The 13,346-nt window shown below is 60.2% G+C and carries 14 protein-coding genes; 13 read left to right on the top strand and 1 reads right to left on the bottom strand.

All coding sequences use genetic code 11. From position 1 onward, the window contains the following. Positions 1–308 precede the first annotated feature (308 nt). From TU73_RS07695 to TU73_RS07645, 11 genes are all read left to right on the top strand, one after another. Complete coding sequence (locus TU73_RS07695; protein WP_057011705.1) at positions 309–1,493, top strand: thiolase family protein; 1,185 nt, start codon at positions 309–311, stop codon at positions 1,491–1,493. 515 nt (positions 1,494–2,008) lie between these two features. Then, positions 2,009–2,518 carry a fimbrial protein gene (locus TU73_RS07690; RefSeq protein WP_057011704.1) on the top strand — a complete coding sequence of 170 codons (510 nt, stop codon included), beginning with the start codon at positions 2,009–2,011 and terminating at the stop codon, positions 2,516–2,518. 53 nt (positions 2,519–2,571) lie between these two features. Further along, a complete protein-coding gene (locus TU73_RS07685; RefSeq protein WP_057011703.1) occupies positions 2,572–3,132 on the top strand; it encodes a fimbrial protein in 561 nt (186 codons plus the stop codon). Between the two features lie 17 nt (positions 3,133–3,149). Beyond that, on the top strand, positions 3,150–5,765 hold the full coding sequence (locus TU73_RS07680; RefSeq protein WP_082642562.1) for an outer membrane usher protein: 2,616 nt from the start codon (positions 3,150–3,152) through the stop codon (positions 5,763–5,765). Beyond that, complete coding sequence (locus TU73_RS07675; protein ID WP_057011701.1) at positions 5,762–6,511, top strand: fimbria/pilus periplasmic chaperone; 750 nt, start codon at positions 5,762–5,764, stop codon at positions 6,509–6,511. Before TU73_RS07680 ends, TU73_RS07675 begins: the two co-directional genes overlap by 4 nt. A gap of 21 nt (positions 6,512–6,532) precedes the next feature. Further along, the gene (locus tag TU73_RS07670) at positions 6,533–7,105 is read left to right on the top strand and encodes a fimbrial protein (protein ID WP_057011700.1); all 573 of its coding nucleotides are present in this window, start codon (positions 6,533–6,535) and stop codon (positions 7,103–7,105) included. A 10-nt stretch (positions 7,106–7,115) separates the two neighbouring features. Next, the gene (locus tag TU73_RS07665) at positions 7,116–7,610 is read left to right on the top strand and encodes a fimbrial protein (RefSeq protein ID WP_057011699.1); all 495 of its coding nucleotides are present in this window, start codon (positions 7,116–7,118) and stop codon (positions 7,608–7,610) included. Between the two features lie 25 nt (positions 7,611–7,635). Continuing rightward, a complete protein-coding gene (locus TU73_RS07660; protein WP_057011698.1) occupies positions 7,636–8,115 on the top strand; it encodes a fimbrial protein in 480 nt (159 codons plus the stop codon). 11 nt (positions 8,116–8,126) lie between these two features. Further along, positions 8,127–8,663, top strand: coding sequence for a fimbrial protein (locus TU73_RS07655; protein ID WP_057011697.1), 537 nt, complete (start codon positions 8,127–8,129; stop codon positions 8,661–8,663). A 37-nt stretch (positions 8,664–8,700) separates the two neighbouring features. Further along, a complete protein-coding gene (locus TU73_RS07650; RefSeq protein ID WP_082642561.1) occupies positions 8,701–9,672 on the top strand; it encodes a fimbrial protein in 972 nt (323 codons plus the stop codon). Between the two features lie 72 nt (positions 9,673–9,744). Next, on the top strand, positions 9,745–10,704 hold the full coding sequence (locus tag TU73_RS07645) for a DMT family transporter (RefSeq protein WP_057011696.1): 960 nt from the start codon (positions 9,745–9,747) through the stop codon (positions 10,702–10,704). Between the two features lie 108 nt (positions 10,705–10,812). Here TU73_RS07645 and TU73_RS07640 read toward each other — a convergent pair whose 3' ends face one another. Continuing rightward, positions 10,813–12,201: a class II fumarate hydratase gene (locus tag TU73_RS07640; protein WP_057011695.1), complete on the bottom strand. Its 1,389-nt coding sequence runs from the start codon at positions 12,199–12,201 to the stop codon at positions 10,813–10,815. A 196-nt stretch (positions 12,202–12,397) separates the two neighbouring features. Here TU73_RS07640 and TU73_RS07635 point away from each other — a divergent pair, with 196 nt between their 5' ends. Together TU73_RS07635 and TU73_RS07630 are read left to right on the top strand one after the other, a co-directional pair. Beyond that, a complete protein-coding gene (locus tag TU73_RS07635) occupies positions 12,398–12,916 on the top strand; it encodes a DUF2059 domain-containing protein (protein ID WP_003236690.1) in 519 nt (172 codons plus the stop codon). A 6-nt stretch (positions 12,917–12,922) separates the two neighbouring features. Further along, entirely contained in the window at positions 12,923–13,216 is a 294-nt protein-coding gene (locus TU73_RS07630) for a BolA family protein (RefSeq protein WP_057011694.1), read from the top strand. The last annotated feature ends 130 nt before the right edge of the window (positions 13,217–13,346 follow it).

Below are 13,346 nucleotides of genomic sequence, written 5' to 3'. Positions count from 1 at the left end.
GGATCGCGGCGCGTCAGTTAGATCAGCGCCGGCTGTCAGTCCGTCACGGGAGCAAGTTCCCTCGCCACAGGTCCAGCACCGCCCCAAAGTTGTGTAGATACCTATGCCCCGATAGCAGAGGTTCAGACACAGTTGTTGTGACCGATACTCCGTTATCGGGGGCAAGCCCGCTCCCACATTTTGTTCTCTACACAGTAAATAGATCGTGTGCCGGCGCCATGCTTTTGCATCCATGGGATGAATGATCATCGCAGCCGGCCGGGCCTGGCTCTATCCTCGATCCACAACCACAAGATCGAGGTAAGCCCATGCGTGAAGTAGTGATCGTCGACAGCGTGCGAACCGGCCTGGCCAAGTCCTTTCGTGGCAAGTTCAACCAGACCCGTCCCGATGACATGTCGGCCCATTGCGTCAATGCGCTGCTGAGCCGTAATGGCATCGACCCGGCCACGGTCGAGGATTGCATCGTCGGCGCCGGCTCCAACGAAGGTGCCCAGGGCTACAATATCGGGCGCAATGTGGCAGTGCTCTCGCAACTGGGCACCGGCACTGCGGGCATGACCCTCAACCGTTTCTGTTCGTCAGGCTTGCAGGCGATTGCCATTGCCGCCAACCAGATCGCTTCGGGCTGCAGCGACATCATCGTCGCCGGCGGTGTGGAGTCCATCAGCCTGACCATGAAAAGCGTCAACACCGACAACCTGATCAACCCGCTGCTCAAGGAGCAGGTGCCGGGCATTTATTTCCCCATGGGCCAGACTGCTGAAATCGTCGCGCGTCGCTACGACGTCAGTCGCGAAGACCAGGACCTGTACGCCCTGCAAAGCCAGCAACGCACCGCCCAGGCCCAGGCCGACGGGTTGTTCAACGATGAAATCGTGCCGATGGCGGTCACGTACAAAGTCGAAGACAAAAATACCGGCGAAGTGCAGCTGCTCGATGGCGTGGTCGACCGCGACGATTGCAACCGCCCCGATACCACATTGGCCAGCCTCAGTGGGCTGAAACCGGTATTTGCCGAAGACGGTTCGGTGACGGCGGGCAACTCGTCGCAATTGTCCGATGGCGCCTCGATGACGTTGGTCATGAGTCTGGAAAAAGCCCTGGCCCTGGGGCTCAAGCCCAAGGCGTTTTTCCGTGGCTTTACCGTCGCCGGTTGCGCGCCGGACGAGATGGGCATCGGCCCGGTGTTCTCGGTGCCCAAGCTGCTCAAGGCCAAGGGCTTGCAGGTAGCGGACATTGACCTGTGGGAACTCAACGAAGCGTTTGCCTCCCAGTGCCTGTATGCGCGTGACCGCCTGCACATCGACAACGCCAGGTACAACGTCAACGGCGGCTCGATCTCCATCGGCCATCCGTTCGGCATGACCGGCTCGCGACAGGTGGGCCACCTGGTGCGAGAGCTGCAGCGGCGTAACCTGCGCTACGGCATTGTGACCATGTGCGTGGGCGGCGGCATGGGCGCCACCGGGTTGTTCGAAGCCGTGCGCTAGTTCCTGACCCTGGCCTGTTCAACATCCGAGGGGGAGCTTGCTCCCCCTTTGCGTACCCGCTGCATAAATAGTCAGGCCCTTTCAAACTGGAAGTCCGTCTTATAGTCGGACGCGCCGTCCGGTTGATTGATAGGTTGATCAGGTCAAGTAAATGCTAGGTTTGTAATCCGGTTCTTACATACATATCCGGCAGTAAATTGTTCTCATTAAATTGCATGTAGTCTTCTTCCTTCGGTCGTTTTCGAAGTTTTGGCAAAATGCCATAAATTTCCCATATGTCATGATGTAACTCGGCTACGCGATTAAATGAATTGGCTGGCTTACTTAATCAAATGTGAAGCGGAAACTTGCCTGGCGTTGAACGAGTAGCAGATTGCAATACAAATAGTTGGAAAAGCAGTCAGTTGCTCGGCCCGGCGTGTGGGTCATAACCGTAAGTTAATAGCCTTGCGCACAGCTGTGAGAGGGCTCTTTTAATGACATTTGTTAAGTGGGATCTGTGCATGAAAATCAAAATGAAAGCCGCTCTGTTGTCTGTCGGTCTGTTGGTGGGTTCGATCTCCGTTGCGCAGGCATCGCAGGGAACCGTTACGTTTTTGGGGTCGGTTCACTCGGGCGCTTGCTCTATCAAGCCCGATTCCGTCGACCAGACCGTTCACCTGGGGGCGATCGCCAAGCATCAGTTGCAAGCCGGAGGCAAGTCCGAAGCCCGTCGTGTGCTGATCGAGCTTGAAGGTTGCGACCTGGCGGGCCTGACCGATAACACCGTGACCACCACCTTCACCGCGGCACCCTCCACGGTTGTGCCAGGTGCAATCGGTACGGTCGGTGGTGCAGGCAACATGGGCATCATGATGACCCACGGTGGCGACCTCGTTAAGTTGGGCGTGCCTACCGCCCCGCAAATCATCAGCGCAGGGGAAAACACGTTGGAATTCGGCGCTTATGTACAAGGCGCCGCCACCGGGGACATCGTTCCGGGCGATTTCAGCGCGGTCACCAATTTCACCTTGGCCTATCAGTAAGTTCTCGCCCCCGTCACTCGGTGTGGCGGGGGTGGAACTGGCGGGAGATAAAGGTGAAAACATTCATAAGTCTCGCTGTCACCTCTTCATTGACGATGTTCATCAGTGCTTTCGCGTTCGCCAAGTCGGCGTCGCAGGGCGAGGGGATCGTCACGCTGGGAGGAGAGGTGGTTGACTCAGCCTGCGGGCTTGAACTGTCCAGTATCGATCAAACCATCGAGATGCCTCCTGAACCGGTTGGCCGGCTGTTGCGCAATACCCGCGGGGCGGACCATCCCTTCCAGTTGCGCCTGGTCAATTGCACCTTGAGCCGACCGGACCCGTCTCGACCGGGCGCCAGCCTGCCCGATTGGAAGCACATGCAAGTGACGTTCGAAGGCCCCACCGACAGGGCCGGGCTTTCCTTCGCGGTGTTCGGCGGTTCACAAGGGGTTGCCTTGCATATCGTGGACTCTGCGGGCCAGGAAAGTATTCCGGGGCAACGGATGGACCCGCGGCCATTGGCCGAAGGTGACATGACACTCAACTACAGGTTTTTTCTGGTCGGTAATGGATTGCCGTTGGCAGTTGGGGCTCACAGTGCCGCGGTGCGGTTCAAGTTGGAATACTTCTGAATTGATGGGTTGCTTTCATGTTGAATGCGTCGAAAGTCAAAAATACGCTGCGCCCATGTCTTTTTTTTAGCGGGATGATGTCACTGGCAACTAATGCCTATGCGGTTGCCGATATAGAATTCAATACCGACGTTCTTGATTTGAGTGATCGCACCAACATTGACTTGTCGCAGTTTGCGCGCAGCGGATTCATTCTGCCTGGCACTTACTCAATGGTGGTGCAGATCAATACTCAGGCTATTTCCGAACAACCGGTAACGTTCTATCCACCCGATGATGACCCCAAGGGCAGCCAGGCTTGCTTAACGCCAACCTTGGTGGAGCAATTGGGTCTCAAGGCTGTCGAAGTTGCCAAACTGACTGGATGGCGAGGCGGGGAGTGCCTGGATATTCAAGACTTGCCTGGCACGCAGGTCAGTGGCGACTTGGCCACCTCCACCCTGAGCATCAGCCTGCCCCAGGCCTACCTTGAGTACAGCGCCATCAACTGGGACCCGCCTTCACGTTGGGATGAGGGGGTGCCTGGGCTGCTGGTCGACTACAACATGACGGCGCAGTCGATCCACCAGCGCAACGAGGGCAACCGTTTTAACCTCAGCGGCAACGGCACCGTTGGCGCCAACGCCGGTGCCTGGCGGCTGAGAGCGGATTGGCAGGGGCGGGTGGAGAACGGTCGCCGCTCGGCGGCCGGGCCGCAGAAGCTGGAGTGGAGCCGTTACTACGCTTATCGTGCAGTCCCCGCGCTGAAGGCGCGCCTGGTGGTGGGTGAGAACTACCTGTATTCGGATTTGTTCGACAGTTTCCGGTTTACCGGTGCCGCGCTCAACTCGGACGAAAGCCAGTTACCGCCCAACTTGCGCGGTTACGCGCCGGAAGTGGTCGGGGTGGCGAGAACCAACGCCAAAGTGATCGTCAGCCAGCAGGGACGCGTGCTGTACGAAACCTTGGTTGCCGCAGGGCCATTCCGTATTCAGGACCTTAACGACGCTGTCACCGGTACGTTGGATGTGCGAGTGGAAGAGCAGGACGGTTCGGTCCACACCTTCCAACTCAATACGGCAGGCGTTCCCTACCTGACACGCCCCGGGCAGGTGCGCTACAAGTTGGCGAGCGGGCGGCCGACCAACCTTCAGTACGGCTCCGACGGTAATGTCTTCGGTACTGGCGAATTCTCCTGGGGGATCAGCAATGGTTGGTCGCTGTTTGGGGGCGGTATCACGGACAACAACTATCGGGCGCTGTCGGTCGGCGCAGGGCGAGACTTGCTGGCGTTCGGCGCCGTCTCGCTGGATGTGACCCAGTCTCATGCAAGCCTATGGAACGAGACGTTCTCGGGTAAATCCTACCGCCTGCAATACTCGAAGAACTTCGAAGAGTACGACAGCCAAGTGACCTTTGCCGGTTACCGGTTTTCCGAGAAGAACTTCCTGAGCATGAGTGAATACCTGGACGCTCGCCATTACGGCTTGAACGGTGAACTCGCCGGGCGGCACCAGCACAACGGCATCGACGAGTACGGCGAGCGGTGGAAACCGATCGGCGCGAGCAAGGCGCTGTATACGGTGACGGTGAATAAACAGTTCCGTGATCTTGGGGCCACCGTCTATGCCAGCTACAACAAGCAGACCTACTGGAACCGCCCGGACACCCAACGCTGGAATATGTCGGTGTCGCGCTACTTCAATGCCGGCACCGTGAAAAACCTCAGCCTGTCGCTGAACCTGTATCGCAGTCAGGAATACAACTACAGCGATAACGGCATGGCGTTGACGGTCAGCCTGCCGCTGGGCCGTTCCGGTACCTTGTCGATGGATGCCAATAAGGCCGCGGGTAAAAACACCTTCTCGACGCGCTACAGCGATCGTCTGGATGAGCGCAACAGTTACCAGCTCAATGCCGGCAACAACGCAGCCGGTGGTTACCTGAGCCACGTGGGCGATCAGGCTGACATCGATGTGAGCGCCAGCACGCAAAAAGGCAGCTACAGCAGCCTGGGCGTGTCGGCGCGTGGCGGTGGCACGCTCACGGCTCACGGTGCGGCGCTGCATCGTACCCACAGCACCGGTGGCACTCGCCTGATGGTCGATACCGCAGGCGTGCCGGATGTGCCGGTGCGCGGTTATGGCTCGCCGACCCGCAGCAACGCTTATGGCAAGGCGGTCATCGCCGACATCAGCAGCTACCAGCGTACGGCGGCCAGCGTGGATCTGGAGCGCTTGCCAAGCAATGTCGAAGCCACCCAGTCAGTGACGCAACTGACGCTTACCGAAGGGGCTATCGGCTATCGCTCGCTGGAAGTGATTTCCGGTGAAAAGGCCATGGCGGTTCTACGCCTGCCCGATAGCAGTTCGCCGCCTTTCGGCGCGACGGTGAAGAACCTCAAACAGCAGGACACCGGAATTGTGAATGACGACGGGCATGTCTACCTGAGCGGCATTCGCGCCGGCGAGCAGATGATCGTCAGCTGGGGCGGTGTCGAGCGCTGCACCCTCACGCTGCCTGCCGTTTTGCCGGCTGACGGCTTGACCGATGCCCTGAATTTACCCTGCGACACGCTGGCCACTGATCAATCCTTGCCCGAGCCCGAAGCGCTGATCGGCAAGTCCACCGATACGGAGAACACCCCCTCATGATGCTGAATACGCGCCTCATTCCCCTGGCTTGTGCGCTGTTGACGCTCGGCCTGGGCCATACCGCCAACGCCGCCGTCGGCCTTGACCGTACCCGCGTGATTTTCGATGGCGGCAAAGACGCCACCAGCGTGAACATCACCAACAACAATACCCAGTTGCCTTATCTGGCCCAGGGCTGGATCGAGGACGAAGCGGGCAAGAAAATCACCACGCCGTTGATCGTGCTGCCGCCGGTGCAACGCCTGGAGCCTGGCAAGCAAAGCCAGGTGAAGGTTCAGGCGCTGCCGGCAGCCAAGTTGCTGCCGCAGGATCGGGAGACGGTGTACTACTTCAACCTGCGCGAAATTCCGCCACGCAGCGACAAGGCCAACACCCTTCAAATCGCCTTGCAGACCCGCATCAAATTGTTCTATCGGCCACAAGCCATCGAGCCAAGCCAGCAAGACCTGTCCAACCCCTGGCAGGAGAAGCTCACCCTCACCCGTAAAGGCGAGCATTACCAGGTCAATAACCCGACGCCTTACTACGTGACGCTGGTGGATGCGCGCAGCAGCAAGGACGGCAAAACCGTGCCGGGCTTCGAGCCCCTGATGGTGCCGCCCAAAGGCTCGCTGACCCTGGCGCCCACTGCCAAGGCACTCGGTACCGCCCCCTACCTGACCTACGTGAATGATTACGGCGGGCGCCCGCTGCTGGCCTTCACCTGCAGTGGCGACACTTGCCAGGTCTCATCGCGCAATGAGTAGCGCCTGCTGCCGGAGAACGTCATGAAGTCGAACAACATGAAGGTCCTGGGCGGGCTGTTGCTGGTGCTGGTGGGCAGGGCGCACGCCGAGGATATCGAGGGTATGAGCGGGATGCTCAATGTGCTTGGAACCCTGCATGAAAGCCCGTGCACCCTGGAGATGACCTCGCTCAACCAAACCGTTGACCTGGGCGCCGTCTCGACCAGCCAGTTGCAGCGGCCCGGTGACCAGGCTGCATCCGTGGCGTTTCAATTGCGCTTCGAAGATTGCCAGCGCACCGCCGGCAGCATCCGCAGCGAGCGCACCGGGAACCTGACATGGAGCGCCTATCAACCGGTGCTGTCGGTGGCGTTTATCGCACCTGCCGATGCCGACGATCCGCGTCTGGTCCAGGTGCAAGGCATTACCGGAATGGGCCTGCGCCTCACCGATGCCTTGGGCCGGGACGTGCAGTTGGGCTCAAGGGGCGAGCCGCTGTTTCTGGCGGTGGGCGGCAATACCCAGACCTGGAAGGTCCAGCCCACGCGCACCTCCGCGCCTTTGACCAGCGGGGCCTTCCGGGCCGTGGTGGATTTCAGGCTCAATTATGAGTAAGGGCACAACGATGACTCACTCAACCGGCCCCTGGGCCACGCTGATCGGTGGCAGCCTGTTGTGGGCGGCTTGCCAGGGGGCGCAGGCCGATACCAACCTGACCATTCGCGCGGTGATCATCGCGCCGCCGCCGTGTGTCATCAACAGTGGCGGTACGTTGGATGTGCCGTTTGGCAATGACCTGCTGACGTCACGGGTGGACGGGGTTAACTACCGTCGCGGCGTGCCCTATACCGTCACCTGCAGTTCGCCGTTCAGCAATGCCTTGACCCTGGAACTCAAGGGCACCGGGGCCGCGTTCGACAGCCGCGTGCTTGCCACGCGCAAGGCCGACCTGGGCGTGAAGCTGTTCGTCAACGGTGCCGACTGGCCGCTGAACACACGCGTGAATTTCACCCATCCCAATTTTCCCGTGGTGCAGGCGGTGCCCGTCAAGCGCGTGGGCAGCAAGCTGACCGGCGGGGCATTCGATGCCACTGCAACACTGGTGGTCGATTACCAATGACGGCCAAGACTAAGAGGAACGATCAATGATCTTCAGGCAGCCCCACGCGTTGCTCCTGCTGTGTTCCCTGGGCCTTTGCAGTGGCGCATCGGCCAACCTGACCTTCAGCGGAACGCTGAATGAGCCGCCGCCCTGCACGATCGATGCGGGCAACACGATTGAAGTGGATTTTGGCGATGTCGGGGTCAAGCGCGTTGACGGGGTGAGATACCGCCAGGGGGTCGGCTACACCATCCGATGTGGCCCGGCCACGCTCCCCTGGGAGTTGAAGTTGAGCGTCAACGGTACGCCCACGACATTCGACGCTGCGGCGGTGCAGACCAGCGTGCCGGCGTTGGGCATTCGGGTTTTTCAGAACAGCCTGCCGTTCCCTCTGAATACACCATTGGATATCAACCTGTCTTCACCGCCGACACTGGAAGTGGTGCCAGTCAAACAGGCCGGTGCGGTGCTGCCCCCGGCCCGGTTCACGGCGGTTGCCACGCTGCTGGCTGAATACGAGTAGGAGTTGAGTCTATGCGATATGAAAGGCTTCAAAAGGGCGGGCTGCTACTGCTGCTCACCGTCGGCCTGCTGCCCATGGGGTTCGCCGCAGACAACCTGAGTTTCAAGGGCAACCTGGTGGAAGAGGCGTGCACCCTGCGCCCTGGCGACGAAGCCATCACGCTGGAGCTCTGGGACCTGACCAGCAAGCACCTCTATATCAACACCCGTTCCGTGGGCAAGCGTTTCCGGCTGCACCTGGAGGACTGTGACACCAGCATCGGCAACTCGGTGACCATCATGTTCGGGGGCCGGGAAAACAACGAACTACCCGGTCTGCTTGCGCTCGATGGCGGCAGTGGTGCTTCAGGCATCGGGATCGGGATCGAAACCTTGAGCGATAAGCCCTTGCCGTTGAATGACGTCAGCGACAGACAGGTGCTGAGTGACGGCAACAACGTGATCGAGCTCAAGGCTTATGTGAAGGGCGAGCCGACGGCCATCCGCGATCAGACCATCGGGCACGGTGCATACACGGTGACCTCAACTTTTACCTTGGACTATCCATAAGCAGCGTGTGGATAGGGCAAAGCGACGAGAGATCAAGATGAAACGACTATCTGGAGCTGTGGTGCTTCTCCTCCTGACCGGTGTTACTACGACGGCAAGCGCTGTTGATTGCCGGGTGAATGGTGGCGGCTGGGTGACTGTAGGGGGAGGCCAGGACATAAACCTGCAGGTGCCCGTGAATGTCGTATTGGATACCAGCCAGAACCGTATTTTTCTTGAAGGGGCGAGGCTCGAATGCCGATACACGCCCGGGCCCCAGACCCCGTCCTGGGGGATAGATTACTGGTCAACAGGCAACTCTGCCGGGACCCCGTGGACGCCGGGACCCAAGTTCACCTCAGAAGGCACCGGCTTACGAATCAATGGGACAAACCGAAACTCCCCAATCCCCATCGGAATCCGGGTGGCCAGCCTGCCTGACAACAGGGTTGGTTATCCGATTGATGTAACCCCCTATATTTTGATGCGTAACAACCCAGGGAACCCTATCGACATTCGAATGGGCGACAACCTTGGACTATTACGTATGACCCAGACAAACAATACGGGCAGTGGATCGTCGCGACTGGCAGTTACCTACATTGCCAACAACAACTTCACCGTCTCCCCGTCAACCTGCACAATCAACAATAACAACCCGATCGAAATCAACTTCGGCAACGTACACCAGCGCGCCATTGGCACAGACCCGTTGACCACGTCCGTTGTCAGCAATCGCAGGCTCACCTACTCCTGTCCGCAAGGCGGAATCAGTACGCCGATCACCATCACCTACAAAGGCTCCCGCTCATCGTTCGACAACCGGCTGCTGCTGATGACCAATGCCGACGTCGGCACGGCCATGGTGCGTGCGGGGTCTGCGGTGCCGGTGAACGGTTCGTTCCTTACCCGTATTACCAACAGCGTAGGCGGGGACGATGTGACCTTTTCCCTGGTGCGGCGCAACGGATCCATTCCTGCGGCAGGGCCCATCAGTGGCAGCGGTGTGCTGGTAATGGGGGTGCCGTGACCTACCTATACCCAAAGCGCACCGCATGCCCCTAGAATGCCTGCTCCTCCACCTCTGGTTTTTGGGGCACTCATGCATATCTCTTCCGGCCGCTGGGTCTACGGTTTCTTCCTGACCCTGCTGACCGCGTTTCTGTGGGGCATTCTTCCGATCAAGCTCAAGCAGGTGTTGCAGGTGATGGACCCGATCACCGTCACCTGGTTTCGTCTGATGGTAGCGGGCACTTGCCTGTTCGTTTACCTGGCCGCCACCCAACGCCTGCCCAGCCGTAAAGTGCTCGGCCCCAAGGGTGGGTGGCTGGTGGGCATGGCGGTGTGCGGCTTGGTGGGCAACTACGTGCTGTACCTGGTTGGCCTGAAAATGCTCAGCCCGGGCACGGCGCAGTTGGTGGTGCAGATGGGGCCGATCTTTCTGATGGTTGCCAGTGTGTTTGTGTTCAAGGAGCGCTTCAGCCTGGGGCAGGGCGTGGGGCTGGTGGTGCTGATTGTCGGCTTTGGCTTGTTCTTCAATCAACGCCTGGTGGAACTGCTGACCTCCATGGGCACCTACACCGCCGGTGTGCTGACGATCCTGCTCGCCACCACCATCTGGGTGTTCTATGCACTGGGGCAGAAGCAGTTGCTGACGGTGTGGAATTCGCTGCAGGTGATGATGGTGATCTACCTCTCCTGTGCCCTGTTGCTGACGCCCTGGGCGCACCCGTTGGAGGCGCTGCAACTGAGCCCGTTGCAAGGCTGGCTGCTGCTGGCGTGCTGCATGAATACCCTGGTGGCGTACGGCGCGTTTGCCGAAGCCCTGGCCCATTGGGAAGCCTCGCGGGTCAGTGCGACCCTGGCGTTGACGCCCTTGGTGACCTTTGTGGCGGTGGCGTTGGCGGCGTGGTTGTGGCCGAACTTCGTGCAGGCCGAAGAGATCAATGCCCTGGGGTATTTCGGTGCGTTGGTAGTCGTGGCGGGCTCGGCGATGGTAGCGTTGGCGCCGTCGCTGATTGCCGGCCTCAAGGCCCGGCGCGTGCGCATGTCAGTTGTATGAAGATCCAAATGTGGGAGGGGGCTTGCCCCCGATAGCAGTGGTTCAGATAAATGGATACTGGCTGACCCACCGCCATCGGGGGCAAGCCCCCTCCCACATTTAAGGCTTTTAGTGCCCGGCTTCCAGCATGTTTTCCGGGCGTACCCACTGGTCGAACTCTGCGTCGGTGAGGTAGCCCAGCTCCAGCGCCGCCTCCCGTAGTGTCAGGCCTTCGGCATAGGCCTTTTTGGCGATCTGCGCAGACTTGTCGTAGCCGATATGCGGGTTGAGAGCGGTCACCAGCATCAGCCCGCGCTCCAGGTGTTCGGCCATTTGTTCGGCATCAGGCTCCAGGCCGGCGATGCAGTGTTCCTGGAAGTTGTTGCAGCCATCGGCCAGCAGGCGGATCGATTCGAGCAGGTTGTGGATGATCACCGGCTTGTACACGTTGAGCTGCAAGTGCCCTTGGCTGGCAGCGATGCCGATGGTCACGTCGTTGCCCAGTACCTGGCAGGCCAGCATCGACAGCGCTTCGCACTGGGTTGGGTTGACCTTGCCGGGCATGATCGAACTGCCGGGTTCGTTGGCCGGCAACTTGACCTCGGCCAGCCCGGCGCGAGGGCCGGAGCCGAGCAGGCGCAGGTCATTGGCGAGTTTCATCAGGGCCACGGCCAGGGTTTTCAACGCGCCGTGCAAGGTCACCAGCGGCTCATGGCCGGAGAGGGCGGCGAACTTGTTTGGTGCGGTGACAAACGGCAGGCTCGACAGTGCGGCCAGCTCGGCGGCGATGGCCTCGCCAAAGCCGTGGGGCGAATTGAGCCCGGTGCCGACGGCAGTGCCGCCCTGAGCCAGCTCGCACACCGCGGGAAGGGCGCTGCGGATCGCACGTTCGGCGTAATCGAGCTGGGCGATAAACGCCGACAGTTCCTGGCCGAAGGTAATCGGCGTGGCGTCCATCATGTGGGTGCGCCCGGTCTTGACCAGCTTCATATGCCGTGCAGCCAGCTCCGCCAGGCCACCGGACAAGGTCGCGATCGCCGGCAGCAACTGCTGATGCACCGCCTGCACTGCGGCAATGCTCATGGCAGTAGGGAAGCAGTCGTTGGAACTCTGGGAACGGTTGACGTGGTCGTTGGGGTGTACCGGGTTCTTGCCGCCCCGGTTGTTACCGGCCAGTTCGTTGGCGCGGCCGGCGATCACTTCATTGGCGTTCATGTTGCTCTGGGTGCCACTGCCGGTCTGCCAAACCACCAGCGGGAACTGGTCGTCATGCTGGCCCTCCAGGACCTCGTCGGCAGCCTGTTCGATCAGGCGGGCAATATCGGCGGGCAGGTCGCCGTTGCGGTCGTTGACCCGCGCGGCGGCCTTCTTGATCAGGGCCAGGGCATGCAATACCGCCAGCGGCATGCGTTGTTCGCCAATCGCGAAGTTGACCAGCGAGCGTTGGGTTTGCGCGCCCCAATACGCATCATCAGGGACCTGTACTTCTCCCAGGCTGTCGGTTTCGATACGGCTCATCGGGCACCCTCCTTATCCAGTCGTGATTGGTCAGTTTAGGCCCTGGCGGCCGCCGTGGGTTCCCTAAACCCACATTTGTGTCATCGCGCCCCGCAAAACCAGGGCCTGCGTAGGGGTGGGGTTGAGCCGCGAGGTTTTTTAGGCGCAGAATGGTCGCCCTTGGGGTCTTACCTCGCCTGCTAGAAAAGGAAACTCGATGACTCGTCTTCGTGCCATCTGTACCGCGGTTGCTCTGGTTTGCGCCAGCGGCCAGGTTTTTGCCGATACCGCCAGCCACAACGCCAGTGCCGAAGCCTTCCTTACCCTGGCCCATGCTGACAAGCTGGGGACCCCGGTGTACATGCAAGTGCAACAAATGTTCGCCCAGCGTTTCGAGCAGACCAAGGCGCCTGCCGCCAAACAGTCCGTACTCGACAGCTACCAGGCCAAGGCCAACGCCGCCCTGGACCAGGCCATCGGCTGGCCGAAGCTGAAACCGGACATGGTCAAGCTCTACACCACCAACTTCAGCGAATCCGAGCTCAAGGACCTGGTGGCGTTCTACCAGTCGCCACTGGGCAAGAAAGTCCTGGAAAAAATGCCGCAGCTGACCCAGCAATCGGCCCAGATGACCCAGGCCAAGCTGGAAAGCGCGGTGCCGGTGGTGAACAAGCTGTTGGAAGACATGACCAACGAGCTGACGCCAAAAGCCGCCGCACCGGCCAAGAAGAAGTAAGCAGCAATGACTATGCAACAGCGTATCGAAACGGCGCTTGCCGTCCTGGCCCCGGACCACTTGAGTGTGCTGGATGAGAGCCACATGCACAGCCGTGGGTTGCAGACCCACTTCAAGGCCGTGCTGGTCAGCCGGCAGTTCGAGGGACTTAACCGCGTCAAGCGCCACCAGAAGGTCTACGCCACCCTGGGTGACCTGATGAGCGAGTTTCATGCGTTGGCGCTGCATACCTACACGCCTGAAGAATGGGCGCAGATCGACGCAGCCCCGGCCTCGCCGACCTGCGCCGGCGGGCACTGAAAACCTTTGAGGCCAGCAGGCGCCAAGCCTGCTGGCCTCGATAGGCGCTGTCAGGATCTGGTTACATAAGGCTGTCTTTCAATACCCCCTTCTCAATGCCGGGACCTCTAGGATTTTTTGACCTTCGTGC

Source organism: Pseudomonas libanensis (genome assembly GCF_001439685.1).
Lineage (GTDB): Bacteria > Pseudomonadota > Gammaproteobacteria > Pseudomonadales > Pseudomonadaceae > Aquipseudomonas > Aquipseudomonas libanensis.
Note: the sequence above shows the minus strand (reverse complement) of the source record. Positions and strands in the feature narration are given on the sequence as shown.

Coding starts and splice junctions, on each gene's coding strand:
- TU73_RS07695 (WP_057011705.1), top strand. CDS start 309: ATGCGTGAAGTAGTGATCGTCGACAGCGTGCGAACCGGCCTGGCCAAG.
- TU73_RS07690 (WP_057011704.1), top strand. CDS start 2,009: ATGAAAGCCGCTCTGTTGTCTGTCGGTCTGTTGGTGGGTTCGATCTCC.
- TU73_RS07680 (WP_082642562.1), top strand. CDS start 3,150: ATGTTGAATGCGTCGAAAGTCAAAAATACGCTGCGCCCATGTCTTTTT.
- TU73_RS07675 (WP_057011701.1), top strand. CDS start 5,762: ATGATGCTGAATACGCGCCTCATTCCCCTGGCTTGTGCGCTGTTGACG.
- TU73_RS07670 (WP_057011700.1), top strand. CDS start 6,533: ATGAAGTCGAACAACATGAAGGTCCTGGGCGGGCTGTTGCTGGTGCTG.
- TU73_RS07665 (WP_057011699.1), top strand. CDS start 7,116: ATGACTCACTCAACCGGCCCCTGGGCCACGCTGATCGGTGGCAGCCTG.
- TU73_RS07660 (WP_057011698.1), top strand. CDS start 7,636: ATGATCTTCAGGCAGCCCCACGCGTTGCTCCTGCTGTGTTCCCTGGGC.
- TU73_RS07655 (WP_057011697.1), top strand. CDS start 8,127: ATGCGATATGAAAGGCTTCAAAAGGGCGGGCTGCTACTGCTGCTCACC.
- TU73_RS07650 (WP_082642561.1), top strand. CDS start 8,701: ATGAAACGACTATCTGGAGCTGTGGTGCTTCTCCTCCTGACCGGTGTT.
- TU73_RS07645 (WP_057011696.1), top strand. CDS start 9,745: ATGCATATCTCTTCCGGCCGCTGGGTCTACGGTTTCTTCCTGACCCTG.
- TU73_RS07640 (WP_057011695.1), bottom strand. CDS start 12,201: ATGAGCCGTATCGAAACCGACAGCCTGGGAGAAGTACAGGTCCCTGAT.
- TU73_RS07635 (WP_003236690.1), top strand. CDS start 12,398: ATGACTCGTCTTCGTGCCATCTGTACCGCGGTTGCTCTGGTTTGCGCC.
- TU73_RS07630 (WP_057011694.1), top strand. CDS start 12,923: ATGACTATGCAACAGCGTATCGAAACGGCGCTTGCCGTCCTGGCCCCG.